Annotated in this window: 17 protein-coding genes; 11 read left to right on the forward strand and 6 right to left on the reverse strand. The window is 57.5% G+C overall.

Going from position 1 to position 14,755, the window contains the following annotated elements; genetic code table 11:
* Positions 1 to 45 precede the first annotated feature (45 nt).
* From D1841_RS08655 to D1841_RS08680, 6 genes are all read left to right on the forward strand, one after another.
* Positions 46 to 1,173, forward strand: coding sequence for a sodium ion-translocating decarboxylase subunit beta (locus tag D1841_RS08655; protein ID WP_160642636.1), 1,128 nt, complete (start codon positions 46 to 48; stop codon positions 1,171 to 1,173).
* 163 nt (positions 1,174 to 1,336) lie between these two features.
* A complete protein-coding gene (locus D1841_RS08660) occupies positions 1,337 to 1,543 on the forward strand; it encodes a sodium ion-translocating decarboxylase subunit beta (RefSeq protein ID WP_160642637.1) in 207 nt (68 codons plus the stop codon).
* 203 nt (positions 1,544 to 1,746) lie between these two features.
* Positions 1,747 to 1,953 (forward strand): helix-turn-helix transcriptional regulator, encoded by a 207-nt coding sequence (locus D1841_RS08665; RefSeq protein WP_160642638.1) that lies wholly within the window; start codon positions 1,747 to 1,749, stop codon positions 1,951 to 1,953.
* 14 nt (positions 1,954 to 1,967) lie between these two features.
* A complete protein-coding gene (locus tag D1841_RS08670; RefSeq protein WP_160642639.1) occupies positions 1,968 to 2,435 on the forward strand; it encodes a hypothetical protein in 468 nt (155 codons plus the stop codon).
* A complete protein-coding gene (locus D1841_RS08675) occupies positions 2,425 to 2,634 on the forward strand; it encodes a hypothetical protein (RefSeq protein ID WP_160642640.1) in 210 nt (69 codons plus the stop codon). The genes D1841_RS08670 and D1841_RS08675 overlap by 11 nt, the downstream gene beginning before the upstream one ends.
* 14 nt (positions 2,635 to 2,648) lie before the next feature.
* Positions 2,649 to 3,068: a thioesterase family protein gene (locus D1841_RS08680; protein ID WP_237076251.1), complete on the forward strand. Its 420-nt coding sequence runs from the start codon at positions 2,649 to 2,651 to the stop codon at positions 3,066 to 3,068.
* Between the two features lie 190 nt (positions 3,069 to 3,258).
* On the opposite strand, the gene D1841_RS19795 is transcribed toward D1841_RS08680, so the two are convergent.
* The gene (locus tag D1841_RS19795; protein WP_160642642.1) at positions 3,259 to 5,304 is read right to left on the reverse strand and encodes an S-layer homology domain-containing protein; all 2,046 of its coding nucleotides are present in this window, start codon (positions 5,302 to 5,304) and stop codon (positions 3,259 to 3,261) included.
* A 268-nt stretch (positions 5,305 to 5,572) separates the two neighbouring features.
* Between D1841_RS19795 and hrcA the strand changes: the two genes are divergently transcribed.
* From hrcA to dnaK, 3 genes are all read left to right on the forward strand, one after another.
* Complete coding sequence (gene hrcA, locus D1841_RS08690; protein WP_160642643.1) at positions 5,573 to 6,604, forward strand: heat-inducible transcriptional repressor HrcA; 1,032 nt, start codon at positions 5,573 to 5,575, stop codon at positions 6,602 to 6,604.
* A gap of 65 nt (positions 6,605 to 6,669) precedes the next feature.
* The gene (gene grpE, locus D1841_RS08695; RefSeq protein ID WP_160642644.1) at positions 6,670 to 7,218 is read left to right on the forward strand and encodes a nucleotide exchange factor GrpE; all 549 of its coding nucleotides are present in this window, start codon (positions 6,670 to 6,672) and stop codon (positions 7,216 to 7,218) included.
* Between the two features lie 124 nt (positions 7,219 to 7,342).
* Entirely contained in the window at positions 7,343 to 9,187 is a 1,845-nt protein-coding gene (gene dnaK / locus D1841_RS08700) for a molecular chaperone DnaK (RefSeq protein ID WP_160642645.1), read from the forward strand.
* A 311-nt stretch (positions 9,188 to 9,498) separates the two neighbouring features.
* On the opposite strand, the gene D1841_RS08705 is transcribed toward dnaK, so the two are convergent.
* The gene (locus D1841_RS08705) at positions 9,499 to 10,113 is read right to left on the reverse strand and encodes a stage II sporulation protein R (protein WP_160642646.1); all 615 of its coding nucleotides are present in this window, start codon (positions 10,111 to 10,113) and stop codon (positions 9,499 to 9,501) included.
* Positions 10,114 to 10,234: 121 nt separating this feature from the next.
* On the opposite strand from D1841_RS08705, the gene D1841_RS08710 reads away from it, so the two are divergent.
* On the forward strand, positions 10,235 to 11,068 hold the full coding sequence (locus D1841_RS08710) for an arsenic efflux protein (RefSeq protein WP_160642647.1): 834 nt from the start codon (positions 10,235 to 10,237) through the stop codon (positions 11,066 to 11,068).
* An 81-nt stretch (positions 11,069 to 11,149) separates the two neighbouring features.
* Here D1841_RS08710 and D1841_RS08715 read toward each other — a convergent pair whose 3' ends face one another.
* From D1841_RS08715 to D1841_RS08730, 4 genes are all read right to left on the reverse strand, one after another.
* The gene (locus D1841_RS08715; RefSeq protein WP_201751257.1) at positions 11,150 to 11,698 is read right to left on the reverse strand and encodes an HDIG domain-containing metalloprotein; all 549 of its coding nucleotides are present in this window, start codon (positions 11,696 to 11,698) and stop codon (positions 11,150 to 11,152) included.
* Between the two features lie 35 nt (positions 11,699 to 11,733).
* On the reverse strand, positions 11,734 to 11,994 hold the full coding sequence (locus D1841_RS08720; protein ID WP_160642649.1) for a hypothetical protein: 261 nt from the start codon (positions 11,992 to 11,994) through the stop codon (positions 11,734 to 11,736).
* A gap of 16 nt (positions 11,995 to 12,010) precedes the next feature.
* Complete coding sequence (locus tag D1841_RS08725; RefSeq protein ID WP_160642650.1) at positions 12,011 to 12,952, reverse strand: GNAT family N-acetyltransferase; 942 nt, start codon at positions 12,950 to 12,952, stop codon at positions 12,011 to 12,013.
* Positions 12,953 to 13,039: 87 nt separating this feature from the next.
* On the reverse strand, positions 13,040 to 13,405 hold the full coding sequence (locus D1841_RS08730; RefSeq protein WP_160642651.1) for a metal-dependent transcriptional regulator: 366 nt from the start codon (positions 13,403 to 13,405) through the stop codon (positions 13,040 to 13,042).
* A gap of 228 nt (positions 13,406 to 13,633) precedes the next feature.
* Here D1841_RS08730 and D1841_RS08735 point away from each other — a divergent pair, with 228 nt between their 5' ends.
* Positions 13,634 to 14,338, forward strand: coding sequence for a transglycosylase domain-containing protein (locus tag D1841_RS08735; RefSeq protein ID WP_160642652.1), 705 nt, complete (start codon positions 13,634 to 13,636; stop codon positions 14,336 to 14,338).
* The last annotated feature ends 417 nt before the right edge of the window (positions 14,339 to 14,755 follow it).

Genomic DNA, 14,755 nt, shown 5'->3' on the forward strand with positions numbered 1-14,755 from the left:
GGGCAGAATGGAAATGGACAGGAAGAAAAAAGAGGGAGATGCATTATGGAATTTTTATGGGAAGGCCTGCTGTCTATCACCTGGCAGCAGGTGGTGATGTATCTGGTGGGGGCTGTGCTTATCTGGCTTGCCATCAAAAAAGATTATGAGCCAGCGCTGCTGCTGCCCATGGGCTTTGGGGCCATTCTGGTGAACCTGCCCCTTTCCGGGGTGCTTAACCAGACCGTGCAGGGCGTGGGGGAAACCCAGGGCATTATCCAGTGGCTGTTTGAAACCGGGATTGAGGCCTCGGAGGCCTTCCCCCTGCTGCTGTTTATCGGCATCGGCGCTATGATAGACTTTGGCCCCCTGCTGTCAAACCCCAAGATGTTCCTGTTCGGGGCTGCGGCCCAGTTTGGCATATTCCTGACCATTGTGCTGGCAGCGGTGCTGGGCTTTGACATCCGGGACGCGGCATCCATCGGCATCATCGGCGCGGCAGACGGCCCCACCTCCATCCTGGTTTCCCAGGTGCTCAAGTCCAACTATATCGGGCCAATCGCTGTGGCGGCTTACTCGTACATGGCCCTGGTGCCCATTATCCAGCCCATGGCCATCAAGGCGGTGACCACCAAAAAGGAGCGGGCCATCAAGATGGACTACCGGCCCAACGCTGTCAGCAAAACCACCCGCATCCTGTTCCCCATCCTGGTGACCTTTGTGGCCGGCCTGGTGGCCCCGGCCTCTGTATCCCTGGTGGGCTTCCTCATGTTCGGCAACCTCATCCGGGAGTGCGGCGTTTTGAACCGCCTGTCGGAAACGGCCCAGAACGATTTGGCAAACCTTATCACCCTGCTTCTTGGCATTACCATTTCTTTCTCCATGCGGGCCGAGCACTTTGTCACCCTGCAAACCCTGATGATTATGGCTTTAGGGCTGTTCGCCTTCGTTTTCGATACTGTTGGCGGCGTGCTGTTCGCAAAGCTGCTGAACCTGTTCAGCCGGACGAAAATCAACCCCATGGTGGGCGCGGCGGGCATTTCCGCCTTCCCCATGTCCGCCCGGGTGGTGGAAAAGATGGGCATCGCGGAAAACAACCAGAACCACCTGCTCATGCACGCTGTAGGCGCAAATGTCTCCGGGCAGATAGCCTCTGCCGTAGCGGGGGGCATTGTATTAGGCTTCTTCATGTAGCAGCGTGACGCTACACCCGAGACGCGGGGTGCGCGCTGCGCAGGCTTCCGCCGCGCCACCCTGTGACGCGCTTACGCAAGCCATCGCGTGCCCAACCAACTCCCGGCAGCCTTTGCAGGGAGCGTCAGAAAATTTTAAACTTCCAGAGAGGTGGCAAACTTTTATGATACAGCATTTATTGGCAGCGGCAAGCTCCATCGGCGTTATCGGCGGGGCAGACGGCCCCACCGCTGTTTATGTGACCAGCGGCCTTAACCCCAACATTACGGAGGCCCTGGGGATTATGGGCAAAGGCATGCTGGGCATCTTCGTAGTTATCGGCATCATTGCGCTCATTGTGCTGGCGCTGACCAAAGCCAGCAACAAATAATCGCAAGCCTTTCGGCATGCTGGGCATCTTCGTGGTTATCGGCATCATTGCGCTCATTGTGCTGGCGCTGACCAAGGCAAGCGGCAAATAGAACCCCTAAAGGCCCTCCGCTTATGGTGAGGGCCTTTTTTATCCGACTTTTTGTAAAATATACTTGACTTTTAGAAAAACTTACTATACAATTAGTGCCAGGAGGTGATGGCTTGGGGAAAAATCTGAAGCTGAAAGCCGCCCGGGCCGCCGCGGGCCTGACCCAGCAGGGGCTGGCGGACGCGGTGGGCGTCACCCGGCAGACCATCGTAGCCATAGAGAAGGGGGATTACAACCCCACCGTAAAGCTGTGCATCCTGATTTGCCAGTCTCTGGGCAAAACCCTGGATGAGCTTTTCTGGCCGGAAGCACAAGAGTGAAGGGAGGAAGCGGCATGAAAAACAAGCTTTTCAGATGCAGGAACGATTTGGACGAGCGGCAGCTTTTGCAGCGGGGAGACGTGTTCCAGCATGGCATCATCCTCTTTTTCGTCCTGCTGCTGGCAAACGCCTTTTTAAAGGAGGGGGGCATCGTCTGGGCTGAGGGCATGTGGGAGAACCTGCTGATTATCTGGTCGGTCATCACCCTGTGCATGTGCGAATATGCTGTGAAAGAAATATACCCTATGGGCGGCGGCATGACGGTTATCTATGTACTGGAAGGCGCCTGCGGCGCGTTCCTGTTTATCATGGGCGTGGTGGAGGTGTCCATGGGCTGGGAGCCGCTGGCTTTGGAGGGCGGCGCCCTCAGCCGCACCGGGGCGCAAATTGTGCAAGGGTTTTTGATGGTGCTTTTGCTGCTGGTATTTTGCGGCAAAAAGGTGTATAATCACAGGAAGGAGACACAAGACAATGAAACCTAAATACAACGCGTTTTTGACCTACTGGCCCTGGCTGCTGCCCATAGGGATCCTGCTGTGGACAGCGGCACTTATGCTGAGGCATTTCCATGTCCTGCCAGACTACTGGGCCGGTTTTATGCTGGGCTTCAGCAGTTTTCTGGCCCTTATAGGCGCTGGTATGCTGATTGCACGCATCTGCCGCAAAAACGCCCGGAAATGAAAGGAGCGACCTTTTTGCACACTGTCACTTACTCCCGCGAAGTTTACTATTACGAAACTGACCGCATGGACTGCGTACACCATTCCAATTACATCCGCTGGTTTGAGGAAGCCCGGGTACACTTCATGCGGGAAATGGGCTTCCCCTATGACAAGCTGGAAGCCTCCGGCATTGTAAGCCCGGTGCTCCATGCCGACGCGGATTACCGCGCCATGTGCCGCTTTGGGGAGCAGGTGGAAATCGCCGCCGGCATAGAGTCTTACACTGGCACCCGCATCGGCTTTTTCTACGCAGTGACAGATAAGGCCACAGGCGCTCTCCGCTGCCAGGGGCGCACCCTCCATTGCTTTATAAACGAAACCGGGCGGCCTGTGTCCCTGCGCAAAGCAAACCCTGCCTATGACGCCCGGGTACGGGAACTGCTGGAGGACTAAAAATTTTTCTGCCCCTATATGAAAAAGCACCACCCGGAAAGCCTTGTGCGGCACTTCCGGGCTGGTGCTTTTTCCTTTTGAATTGCGCGTTAACTATCCCTATAAAGAATCCAAAGAAAGGGGCGATGCTAAGCGCAAAAGGGGAATGCGCCCTCTCTTTTTGTGTAAATCCTGTAATTGTCTGGCGGTTTTAATGGCACACCTTGCAGGGATTCTTTTTCCCGGCGGACTGGGCGTTCGCCACAGTACCGCTGTAAATCGTGGAAGAATTATGGAGGGAGGCGCAGCTTCTGGTAGAATGATACACGCTGCCGTTTGGCACCCAGTATACAGTGCCGTCTATGCCAGGCTTGGGAGTGGGCGCGGGCACAGGGGTCGGGATAGGCAGTGGGGCAGGAATCATGCCGGAGGCGTCCCCAGCAGCGTCCTGATACCGCACGAACACAGTGGCTGCGGCGCAGCGCTCTGTTTTATCCCCAGGGGCAAAACAGTTTTTATCGTCACCCTTTACAAGACCCAGCTCCTTGCAGGCATATACAGCCTCCTTGGCCCAGGAGGAAATTTTCCCATCGTCCGCAAACCGCCCAGAAGACGTACTGGTGGAAACACCCTGGCGCTTTGCCAGGTTATACAGCACTAGGCACATTTCCTGCCGGGTAATGGGAGCTTCCGGCCGGAAGGTGCCGCCTGCGTCCCCGCTCATAATCCCCGCTTCCTTAATCCAGGCAATAGGCTTTGCGTACCACTTAGAGGCGGGCACGTCTGTAAAATAGGAATTTGTATAGCCGGAGGTATCCACCTTCACCATGTTTACCACCACCTGCACAAACTCCGCCCGGGTGATGGAGGCTGTGGGACGGAAGCTGCCGCTGCTGTCTCCCTTTATCAGGCCTTTCTCTGCCGCATCCTCTACATACTCATAATACCATGCCCCGCGGCCCACGTCCGGGAAACGCAGAGGCGGGTAGTCATGGCCCAAATACTGGTAAGCTGTGGCCCGCTTGGTGGGAAAGCGCAGGGTCAGGTTGTTGGTAGCCGTATTGGGGGTAAAGGGGTTTTTCTCCACATGGCTGGGCTGGCGGGAAAACGCCTGCCCGTCCACCACAGTCTGAGAGCCTATGAGGAAATAATCTGTACAGATTTCATCCCGGTCGTCATCGTCCCAGGTTACGTCCACATTATACCAAAGGCCGTCATCCATTTTCACGTTGTTCCACATGTGGGTTTCGCTGACAGGCACCGCGCAGTATATCTTCAGGCGATCGCACACCAGCTTAAAGGCTTCAGAATAGCCGTCGCACACAGGCTCATAGCTGTCCCCTGGAATGAGGGCGCTGTAAGCGCAGTGGGACATCTCGTAAGGCAGCCCGGAAATGGCGTTGTCTGCCGCCGCGTGGTTGTATGTATTGGCCTTTACCAGCACGTCATGCACCAGCCGCACCTTTCTATACTGATCCGGCTGGGAAGCCGCGCCCCGCGCGATAATATCCGCCGCCTCCATCATGGTTTCGTGCATCTGGCCTTCAATGCCGCCGAAGTCCAGGGCGAAAGAGAAATTCACAGTGGTAACCTGCGCTTTGGTGGAGGAAACCCTGGTGGAGCTGTAGCCATAAGACATGGTGCGGATCCACACCATGTCCGGCCTGTCGCTGTACAGGGACACAATGGCTGCCCGCAAATCCGTCATCAGGGATTTCTGGGCCGCTGCCCCGGCGCTGTCCAGCTTGAAGCTGCCCCCGCTTACGTAACCAGAAAAGGTAATGCCCTTCACGCCTGTCACGCTCAGCTTCACCTGCCTGTAGCCATTCGGCCCTTTGGACGCGGTAAGCACCTGGCTTACCGGCACGTTCACCAGGGCATTGTAACAGATCTTCTGGCGCTGGGTAAGCTGGCTGTACATGGTGCCGTCCCCATCCTGTATGGCGTTAAAGAGCTGCTCAGACACAGCCTCCTGCGCGCCGTCCTCCTGGAAGAACTGCTCCATGGAGATTTCCTCCTCCACGTCCGGCATGTCCCCCTCCTGCGCAGAAGCAAAAGGCTCGTCCACCCGGGGCGCTTCCTCTATAGGATTTTCCGAAAATTCCAGGGCGGGCATGGCCTCCAACTGGCGCAGCGTCTGCTGGAGGCAGGCCTCATACCGGGCCTCCTCCCCGCCCTCCAGGGCCAGCGCCCCCATGGGCATAAGCGCCAGAAGCAAGAAGGCTATAAACCCTGCCAGCACTCTTTTCTTTTTCACAACTGATACAGCTCCTTCCCTGCCGGCCGCAGCCGGAAGAATAAATATACAATACTATTATGCGCCTGCCGCGCCTCCTTGTCAATGGGCTTTTCTAAAGTAAAAGGGCGCCCGGCCCTGCAAAAACCCTTAAAACCCTTTCCCAAAGCCATTCATAAAGTATTTACAAATAGAAACTTGACTTTTGCTGACCTAAGTGATACATTATAAGTAATCCGTTAGCACTCGCACGCCTTGAGTGCTAACCTCCCAAAAAGAGGTGAGAAAAATGGATCTGACCCAGCGGCAGGAACGGGTGCTGGCCTGCGTGGTGGCAGGCTACAGCAAAACCGGGGAGCCGGTAGGCTCCAAGGCCGTATCGGAGGAGCTGGGGGTTTCCTCTGCCACTGTGCGCAACGAGATGGCTGGGCTGATTGAACTGGGGCTTTTAGAGCAGCCCCACACCTCCGCGGGCCGAGTGCCTTCCCAGCGGGGATACCGGGAATATATAGACCGGCTGATGCCCCCAAAACCTCTGGAGGAACGGGAAAAGCGGGTTTTCGATTCCATGCTGCTGGGCAGCGCCCACGATTCAGAGGGCTTGCTGCTGCGGGCGGCCCAGCTTCTGGCAGGGGCCTCCCAGTGCATGGCGGCGGCAACCACTCCCAACGGGGCGGGCACTGTGATAAAGGCTGTGCAGTTTGTGCAGACTGCCCGGCGCAGGGCCATGCTGCTGCTGTTAAGCTCTGCGGGATCCATGAAAACAAAGGTGTTCCGCTGCGATTTCGATTTAACCCCTGAACTGACGAGGCTGTTCTTCCGGGTGTTTAACGAGCGGGTTACCGGGAAAAGGGCAGAAGACATCACCCCGGCCTTTGCCCAGTCCATGGCAGCCTCTTTAGGGGAAATGTACGTGCTTTTAGGCCCGCCCCTCCAGGCCCTGCTGGAAACCGCCCGGGATACGGCGGAAACCCAGGTGCTGTTAAGCGGGCAGATGAACCTGCTGTTTTACCCGGAGCTGGAGCAGCGCGGGGTGCGCCGGGTGCTGGATTTCCTGGAGCGCCGGGAGGATCTGCTGCGGCTGCTGGAGGCAAAGCCCGGCAAGGCCCAGGTGCTTATCGGCAGGGAAACCGGCCGGGCAGAGCTGGAGGACGTTTCCCTGGCAGTGGCCCGCTATCAGGTGGACGGGCAGGACGCGGGAAGCCTCTGCACTTTGGGGCCTGTCCGGATGGATTATCCCCGGCTTACTGCCATATTGGAATATCTGGCCCGGCAGGTAGGCGGGCTGCTCACCGGCCTGAGCCGGGAAGGGCAGGAATAAAAACAGGAAAAAAGAAAAACCATATAAGATACAGCGACGCTGCGGCGGGAAGGGAGACTGAAAACATGGATCAGGAACAGAAGCAGCCAGATCAGGAAATGGAGCAGGAGCAGGCAGGGGAACAGGTTCCCGAAGAGCAGGCCCCGGAGGTTCAGCAGGAAGAACCAAAAACGCCTGAACTGGAAAAACTCCAGGCGGAGTTTGAGGCCCACAAGCAGCAGCACCTGCGGGTGCTGGCAGAGTATGACAACTTCCGCAAGCGCACCCAGAACGAAAAAAGCGCCATTTACAATAACGCGGTGTCCGACACAGTGCAGGCCCTGCTGCCCATTGCGGACAATATAGAGCGGGCGCTGGAACAGGAAAACGCTTCGGCAGAGGATATGAAGAAGGGCGTGGAGATGATAGAGTCCCAAATCCAGCAGGCTTTTGAGAAGCTGGGCATCACCCCCTGTGGGGCAGTGGGCGAACCCTTTGACCCCAACCGCCACAACGCTGTGGCCCACATTGAAGATGAAAGCCTGGGCGAAAACGTGATTTCCGCTGTGTTCCAGAAAGGGTATCTTTTAGGCGACCGGGTGGTGCGCTTCGCCATGGTGCAGGTGGCAAACTGAGTCTCCGGCTCAGGGCTTCCACCCCTGAGAATCCCTTGGAACCTACGCTCCGCTTCCCGCGCCATACAAAAACCAGGCATCTATAATGACAATAAATATATAATAATAAAGCGAGGTAATAACTATGTCAAAGACCATTGGTATTGATTTGGGCACTACAAACTCCTGCGTGGCAGTGATCGAAGGCGGTGAGCCTGTGGTTATCGCCAATGCCGAGGGCGCCCGCACCACCCCTTCTGTAGTGGCTTTCTCCAAGGACGGGGAGCGCATGGTGGGCCAGGTGGCAAAGCGCCAGGCCATCACCAACCCCGACCGCACAGTTTCTTCCATCAAGCGGGAAATGGGCAGCAATTATAAGGTTGCCATTGACGGCAAAAGCTACACCCCCCAGGAAATTTCCGCCATGGTGCTGCAAAAGCTGAAGGCGGACGCGGAAGCCTATTTGGGTGAGCCTGTCACAAGCGCTGTCATCACCGTCCCCGCCTACTTCACCGATGCCCAGCGCCAAGCCACCAAGGACGCGGGGAAAATCGCGGGCATGGATGTAAAGCGCATTATCAACGAGCCTACCGCCGCGGCCCTCTCCTATGGCGTGGACAAGGACAACGACCAGAAGGTGATGGTATATGACCTGGGCGGCGGCACCTTCGACGTGTCCATCATTGAAATGGGCGACGGCGTGCAGGAGGTTCTGGCAACTGCCGGCAACAACCGCTTAGGCGGCGACGACTTTGACCAGCGGGTTATCGACCACATTGTAAGCACCTTTAAGATGGAGCAGGGCGTTGACCTTTCCGGGGACAAGATGGCCATGCAGCGCATCAAGGAAGCTGCCGAAAAGGCGAAAATTGAGCTTTCCGGCGTGACAAGCGCTTCCATCAACCTGCCCTTCATCACCGCCGACGCCACCGGACCTAAGCACCTGGACATGACCCTGACCCGGGCCAAGTTCAACGAGCTGACCGCCGACCTGGTGGAAAAAACCATGGGGCCTGTGCGCCAGGCTTTGCAGGACAGCGGCCTGTCCATTGGGGAAATCAGCAAGGTGCTGCTGGTAGGCGGCTCCTCCCGCATCCCGGCTGTGCAGGACGCCGTAAAGGGCTTTATCGGCAAGGAGCCTTTCAAGGGCATTAACCCCGATGAGTGCGTGGCTATCGGCGCGGCTATCCAGGCAGGCGTGCTGGGCGGCGAAGTCCAGGGCCTGCTGCTCCTGGACGTAACCCCCCTGTCCCTGGGCGTGGAAACCATGGGCGGCGTAATGACCAAGATTATCGAGCGCAACACCACCATCCCCACCAAAAAGAGCCAGATTTTCTCCACTGCCGCCGACGGCCAGACCCAGGTGGAAGTAAACGTGCTGCAGGGCGAGCGGGAGTTTGCCCGAGACAACAAGCAGCTTGGCCTCTTTAAGCTGGACGGCATTGCTCCCGCCCCCCGGGGCATCCCCCAGATCGAAGTCACCTTTGACATCGACGCAAACGGCATTGTGAACGTGTCCGCCAAGGATTTGGGCACAGGCAAGGAGCAGCACATCACTATCTCCTCCAGCTCCAACATGAGCAAGGACGATATTGACCGGGCTGTAAAGGCAGCGGAGCAGTTTGCCGAGGAGGACAAGAAGCGCCGGGAGGAAGTGGACACCAAGAACAACGCCGAGAACCTGTGCTATTCCGCTGAAAAGCTTATTGCAGACAGCGGCGACAAGTTGCAGGACGCGGACAAGAACGAAATTAACGTGAAGGTAGCCGCCCTGCGGGATACCCTGCAGAACGGCACTGTAGACGCCATCAAGGCAGGCATGGACGAGCTGCAGAAGGCGGTCTATTCCGTCAGCGAGAAGCTGTACCAGCAGGCGGCCCCCCAGGGCCAGCCCGGCACACCCCAGCCCCCCTTTGACGGGCAGCAGCCTCCCCAGGGCGGCGCACCGGACGGCAACGTGTATGACGCCGACTATAAAGACGTTGACTAAATCTTTCTGAAGATACTAAAAGAGGACGGCGGCACGCGTGCCGCCGTCCTCTTGCAGCGTAACGAAACGCTTTGCACAGCAATGCGTTTTTGCACCTAAGACGCGGGGCGCAGGCATTCCGCCTGCTTGAGGGCGGAAACTTTTCAGCGGACTATCGCGTGCCCAGGGTGCTCTCGAAAGTTCTTTTTAGGGGCTGGTGCTGTTGAGAAATGCACCGCAATAAAATGTGCCAAAGTTGGTTTTAGGGTCAACCCCTTTTTCAAAAGGGGTTGCAGGGTTTGGGACGGAGTCCCAAGGTCTTGTCAAAGCCCCTAAGCCAGCAGATCCCGAAGCTGCTCGTACCACTCTAAGAGCTTCAGCTCCACCCGGTAGTCCTGGGGGTGCTCCACAATCTCCCGCTGGCTTTCCGGCAGGGCAGAGAGCACGTCCTCCCGGTTCCCGGCGGCAGGCAGGCACAAAGCGGGAAAAACCACGCACCACCAGTTCTTGCCCTCCCCCTCCCCAATAGTCACACGCAGGGTTCTGTATGTACCGGCAGGAAGCGCTATCCCGTCATACCACCGGGTGGGAAAATACATGTCCGTCACCTGGGCTTTGGCGTTCATAGGAAAGCCGTTTTCCCGTAAGGCTTCATTGGCGGCCTTTGTAAGGGACTGCAAGTGGGTGCATACAGCGAAGTTTGCCTGCTCCAGGTTTTCCGCGTCCCCATACCACCGGGCCGCTTCCCGGAGCACCGCGTCCCGCACCTGCAGCTTCACCGCCTGATCTGCCTCCGAGTTGGAGTTTGCCACTACATGAAGCCGCAGCACGTGCTGGGGAACCTGCTCAGACGCGGCGGCAAAAGGGAGAAAGCTGGCGGCTGCCGCCAGTATGAAACCGCATACCAGCGCCCGGGCCAGAGTCCGTTTTCTTGTTTCCTTTTTCATGGAACCTACCGTCCTTTCTGTTTCTGGAAAAAGTATGGGACGGCTTTGGCGGGAATATGCAAAAAATGGGAACGAAAGCACACAGGGCACAGCAATAACAGAAAGAGAAGGAGGAAAAGCCATGCTGGAGGTACTCATAGACGCGGTGTTGGACGCACTAAAAACCCTGCCGTTCCTTTTCGCCGCCTATCTTTTCATGGAACTGCTGGAGCACAGGCGGGGAGGGAACCCGCCCGCGCTGCTGCAAAAGCTTGGCCCCTTAGGCGGCGCTGTGCTGGGGTGCGTGCCCCAGTGCGGCTTCTCCGTGGCGGCGGCAAACCTGTACGCCGCCCGGTTCATCACCCCCGGCACCCTGCTGGCGGTTTTTCTCGCCACCAGCGACGAGGCAGTGCTCATCCTCCTGTCCAGGCCCCAGGCCCTGCCGGAGGTGGCAAAGCTTCTGGGGGTGAAGCTTTTGGCAGGGGCGGCGGTGGGCTTCCTGGCAGATTTGCTTTTGCGCCCCAGCGCCCGGCCCGACCCCCATCCCCTGTGCGAGGAAGCCCACTGCGGCTGCGGGGAAGGCGGCCATGGCGCTGCGGAGGCGGCCCTGCGGCACACCCTGCGGATTTTCCTCTTCCTGCTGGGCATAAACCTTTTCCTGGGCCTTGCCTTCCTCTGGGCAGGGGAAGAAGCCCTTTCCCGGCTGCTCCTTTCCGGCAGCGCGTTCCAGCCCCTGCTCACAGGGCTTCTGGGGTTCATCCCCAACTGCGCCGCCTCTGTCCTGCTGACGGAACTGTATTTAAGCGGCGCTTTGTCCTTTGGATCGGCTGTGGCGGGGCTGTGTACCGGGGCCGGGCTGGGGCTGGCAGTGCTGTTCAGGGTGAACCGCCCCCAGAAGGAAAGCTTTGCCTTTTTAGGGGCCTTGTACGCAGGGGCGGTTGCCACAGGCTTTCTGTGCGGCTGGGTTTTTCCATAAACCTTCAAAACAAAAAGCAGGTACGGGGACTGTTCTCCCGCGCCTGCTTTTTCTTTCATTTCCTTTATTTGCAAACAGGCCCTAAAGCCCCAGAGCCTCATGGTTTTCCCGCATACCCGCAATACACTCTGCAATCACCTCGTCCAGCTCTGCCCCCAGCCGCTGGCAGCCGTCCAGGATAACCTCCCGGTTCACCCCGGCGGCAAACTTTTTGTCCTTAAACTTTTTCTTCACAGACTTTACTTCCAGATCCATCACAGAGTGGGAGGGCCGCAGGATGGCGGCGGCGTTAATCAGGCCGCTCATCTCGTCCACCGTATACAGCACCTTTTCCATGTAAAGCTGCGGCTCCACATCGCACACCAGCCCATAGCCGTGGCTGACCACCGCCCGGATGAAGCCCTCGTCATATCCGGCATTCTGGAGGATTTCCACCGCCTTTTTGCAGTGCTCCTCCGGATACCTTTCGTAGTCCACGTCGTGAAGCAGGCCCACGCAGCCCCAATACTCCACGTCCTCCCCGGCTTTTTCCGCATAATGCCGCATAATGGCCTCCACCGCCATGCCATGCACCACCAGCGCCTGGTTCTGGTTATACTCCTGTAAAAGTGCGAATGCTTTTTCTCTCATCCTGTCCACCCTTCCTGTAAGTTTCACTGTCCGCGTTACACTTCGCCGGAATCCTGCCAGCGCTCCAGCGCCTTGCTGGCCTTGAAGCGTATGCGGTTTTCAATTTCGTCCTTCTCCACGCCATGCTTCTTCAGCAATATGGCTGTGGTAAGCAGCACGTCGCAGGCTTCTTCCACCAGGCTTTCCCGGCTGCCCTTGCCCCGCTGTTCCTTCATCAGTTCTTTAATAAGTTCGGCACATTCCTCCGCGGCATACACCCCGGAATCCATTCCAGACACCTGGTTCAGTTCATACACAGCCCTAATCAGTTCTTCAACAGTCCGCTGGCCCGCAGAGCTTTTCCTTTCCTTTTTCCAGCAGGCCGGACAGCAAGCCGAGAACTTCTTCCTCCGTGCCCAGGTCATAGTCCCCGGCAAGGCCCTCCCGGTGGTACACAAGCCCGGCTTTTACGCCGTTTTCCAGGCAGTCCAGCAGGGCCTCCTCCCCATGCTCCCGGACAAAGCGGACAAAGGCCCTGACTCTGGCTTTTTCCAGCATGGGCGCGCCGCAGGGAAACCCCGGGCACTCCCAGCAGCCGGAAAAGCCTTTCTCCTGACAGCACTGGTAATTCCGGCAGGTTTCATGGTTTCCGCATCCCGCCTCCTGGCAGCCAGGGCAGGTGGCGTTTTCGCTGCACAGGCAGCAGGCCAGCCCGCAATAAGCAATCCCCAACTCCCGGCGCATCCTGCCCGCCGGCATCCGGTAATAGTCCGGATACCCCCGGAACGCCTCCGGCCCTGCAAAGCCCAGGGCTTCCAGCACCTTCCGCCGGGCCTTGGCGGCTGGGGGCGCCTTTGTCACCAAGGCGCCCATGGGAAAATCCCTGGTGAATTCCCGGAGGGCCAGGGTGTAAAGCTCCCTTAAAACATCCTCCCGCTCATAGTCCCGCCGCAGGTCAACCCGCAGCACCCCGGCTTCCCCGCCGAAAATCTCCAAGGTGCCAATAACCTCCCCAGTGTGCTTGTCTGTTACAGCCGGACGGGCATAGCCCTCCCCCTGCCAGATGTGGATGTAGCTTTCCATGTCCGCCAGAGTGGCGCAGTAAAAGCCCCTGCTGCAGTTGTCCCCGTTCATCAGGGCCACAGCCTCTGCGTCCCCATAGCATCGCAGCAATGCCGGTGCGTCCTCCGGCACAACCTGCCGCAGCGCAAAGCTTGCCGTCTCATAGCGGTATCCCCGGTATTTCCCCTTGATTTCCTTGTTCCAGTCCCACATGCAGCACAGCCTCCCATTAGAATGTATGTTCTAACAGCAGTATACCACCCCGCCGGAAAGAAGTCAAGAAAAATCGAACAAATTTTCTCACATATTCACATGCCTGCGGATGGCCTGGAAGGTTTCCTCGCTGATAACATGCTCTATGCGGCAGGCGTCCTCTGCCGCCACCTCCGGGTCAACCCCCAGGGACTGGAGCCATTGGGTAAAAAGGATGTGCCGCTGGTAAACCCCTTCGGCAATGCGCCTGCCCTCCTCTGTAAGGGTGATAAAGCCGTCAGCATCCACAGTGATACAGCCCCTTTCCCGCAGGTGCTTCATGGCCACGCTGACGCTGGGCTTGCTGAACTCCATTTCAGCGGCAATGTCGATGGAGCGCACGCTGCCCTCCCGCTGCTGCAGGATGAGAATGGTTTCCAGATAGTTTTCGGCTGATTCCTGTATTTTTTTCAAAGCCGCCCGCCTCCCTGTGGAAAGATTTCCTTTTTATTATAGCCCTTTTCCCAGGCCCTTGCAAGCCCTTGGGGAGGCTGGGCCTGCAAATCTGCATATGCCGGCAGGGAAGCTTACAGTTTTGTCAGGTTTGCGTGATTTTGTAAGGGGAACGAAAGAATTTGGCTGGGGAATTCGCAAGGGCGGGATGGTACTATAGGGGCAGAAAGAGAAAGGAGGCGCGTCTGGATGAAAAGAGCGCTGCGGTTTTTAAGAAACATATTTCTGGTGGTGCTGGCAGTAGGCCTGTGCGCGGCTGGGGCTGTGGCCTTCCAGGGCTACAAGCTGTACACCAGCGCGCTGGAGGAAATGCCCCTGTATAAAAGGGTGGAGCAAGTGCGGCAGCAGCCGGATTTCACCTCCCTGGAAAGCCTGCCCGCCACCTACAAGGACGCTGTGGTGGCAGCGGAGGATCACCGATTTTACACCCACGGCGGCATTGACCTGCTGGCAATAGGCCGGGCGGTCTGGAACGATCTGTGCAGCCTCTCCTTTGTGGAGGGCGGCAGCACCATTACCCAGCAGCTTGCGAAAAACATGCTGTTCACCCAGGAAAAGGATTTGTGCCGGAAGGCGGCAGAGGTGTTCGCGGCCTGGGATCTGGAAAGCCATTACAGCAAGGATGAAATTCTGGAGCTGTACGTAAACAGCATTTATTTCGGCAGCGGGTGCTATTCCGTAGGGGCCGCCAGCCAAACGTATTTCGAGAAGGATCCCGCCCAGATGGACGCCAACGAATGTACCCTGCTGGCAGGCATCCCCAATGCCCCGTCTGTGTATGACTTGTCGGTAAACCCGGAACTTGCAGCCCAAAGGCAGCGGCAGGTGGTGTCCTCCATGCTGGAGCATGAATTTTTAACCCAGGAGGAGGCAGAAGAGCTGCTGGCCTCATAAAAATACAGAAGCCCCTGCCTGTATGGCAGGGGCTTCTTACTGGGTGTGTTCGTTGCGGGAAGCTTTGCACAGACAGCGCAAGGCCTCCCCCTTTGTTCCGGATCTTGCGCCCCCTGGGCCGGTATGGTATTATAGTAAACGCATTTGAAAATCGGTACATCCCGATTTTCAGGCCAGGCGGCTGTGCCGTCTGGTTCAAAAGAGGTGTTCTACCTCTTTTGAACTGCGTTAACTATAGTAAGCGTGCAGGGATTACACCATAGGGAGGGGGCGGCATATGAAGCTGGACAGGCTTATTGGCATACTTTCCATCCTCCTGCAGGGGAACAAGGTCACCATGCCTTACCTGGCGGAAACTTTCGAGGTTTCCCGCCCCAGGCTTTTAGCTTTGAAATATTATAAAAAAGTATGCTTTTT

It is taken from the genome of Neglectibacter sp. X4, assembly GCF_009917365.1.
In the GTDB taxonomy this organism is placed as follows: Bacteria; Bacillota; Clostridia; order Oscillospirales; family Acutalibacteraceae; genus Acutalibacter.

Coding starts and splice junctions, on each gene's coding strand:
- D1841_RS08655 (WP_160642636.1), top strand. CDS start 46: ATGGAATTTTTATGGGAAGGCCTGCTGTCTATCACCTGGCAGCAGGTG.
- D1841_RS08660 (WP_160642637.1), top strand. CDS start 1,337: ATGATACAGCATTTATTGGCAGCGGCAAGCTCCATCGGCGTTATCGGC.
- D1841_RS08670 (WP_160642639.1), top strand. CDS start 1,968: ATGAAAAACAAGCTTTTCAGATGCAGGAACGATTTGGACGAGCGGCAG.
- D1841_RS08675 (WP_160642640.1), top strand. CDS start 2,425: ATGAAACCTAAATACAACGCGTTTTTGACCTACTGGCCCTGGCTGCTG.
- hrcA (WP_160642643.1), top strand. CDS start 5,573: ATGGATCTGACCCAGCGGCAGGAACGGGTGCTGGCCTGCGTGGTGGCA.
- grpE (WP_160642644.1), top strand. CDS start 6,670: ATGGATCAGGAACAGAAGCAGCCAGATCAGGAAATGGAGCAGGAGCAG.
- dnaK (WP_160642645.1), top strand. CDS start 7,343: ATGTCAAAGACCATTGGTATTGATTTGGGCACTACAAACTCCTGCGTG.
- D1841_RS08705 (WP_160642646.1), bottom strand. CDS start 10,113: ATGAAAAAGGAAACAAGAAAACGGACTCTGGCCCGGGCGCTGGTATGC.
- D1841_RS08710 (WP_160642647.1), top strand. CDS start 10,235: ATGCTGGAGGTACTCATAGACGCGGTGTTGGACGCACTAAAAACCCTG.
- D1841_RS08715 (WP_201751257.1), bottom strand. CDS start 11,698: ATGAGAGAAAAAGCATTCGCACTTTTACAGGAGTATAACCAGAACCAG.
- D1841_RS08725 (WP_160642650.1), bottom strand. CDS start 12,952: ATGTGGGACTGGAACAAGGAAATCAAGGGGAAATACCGGGGATACCGC.
- D1841_RS08735 (WP_160642652.1), top strand. CDS start 13,634: ATGAAAAGAGCGCTGCGGTTTTTAAGAAACATATTTCTGGTGGTGCTG.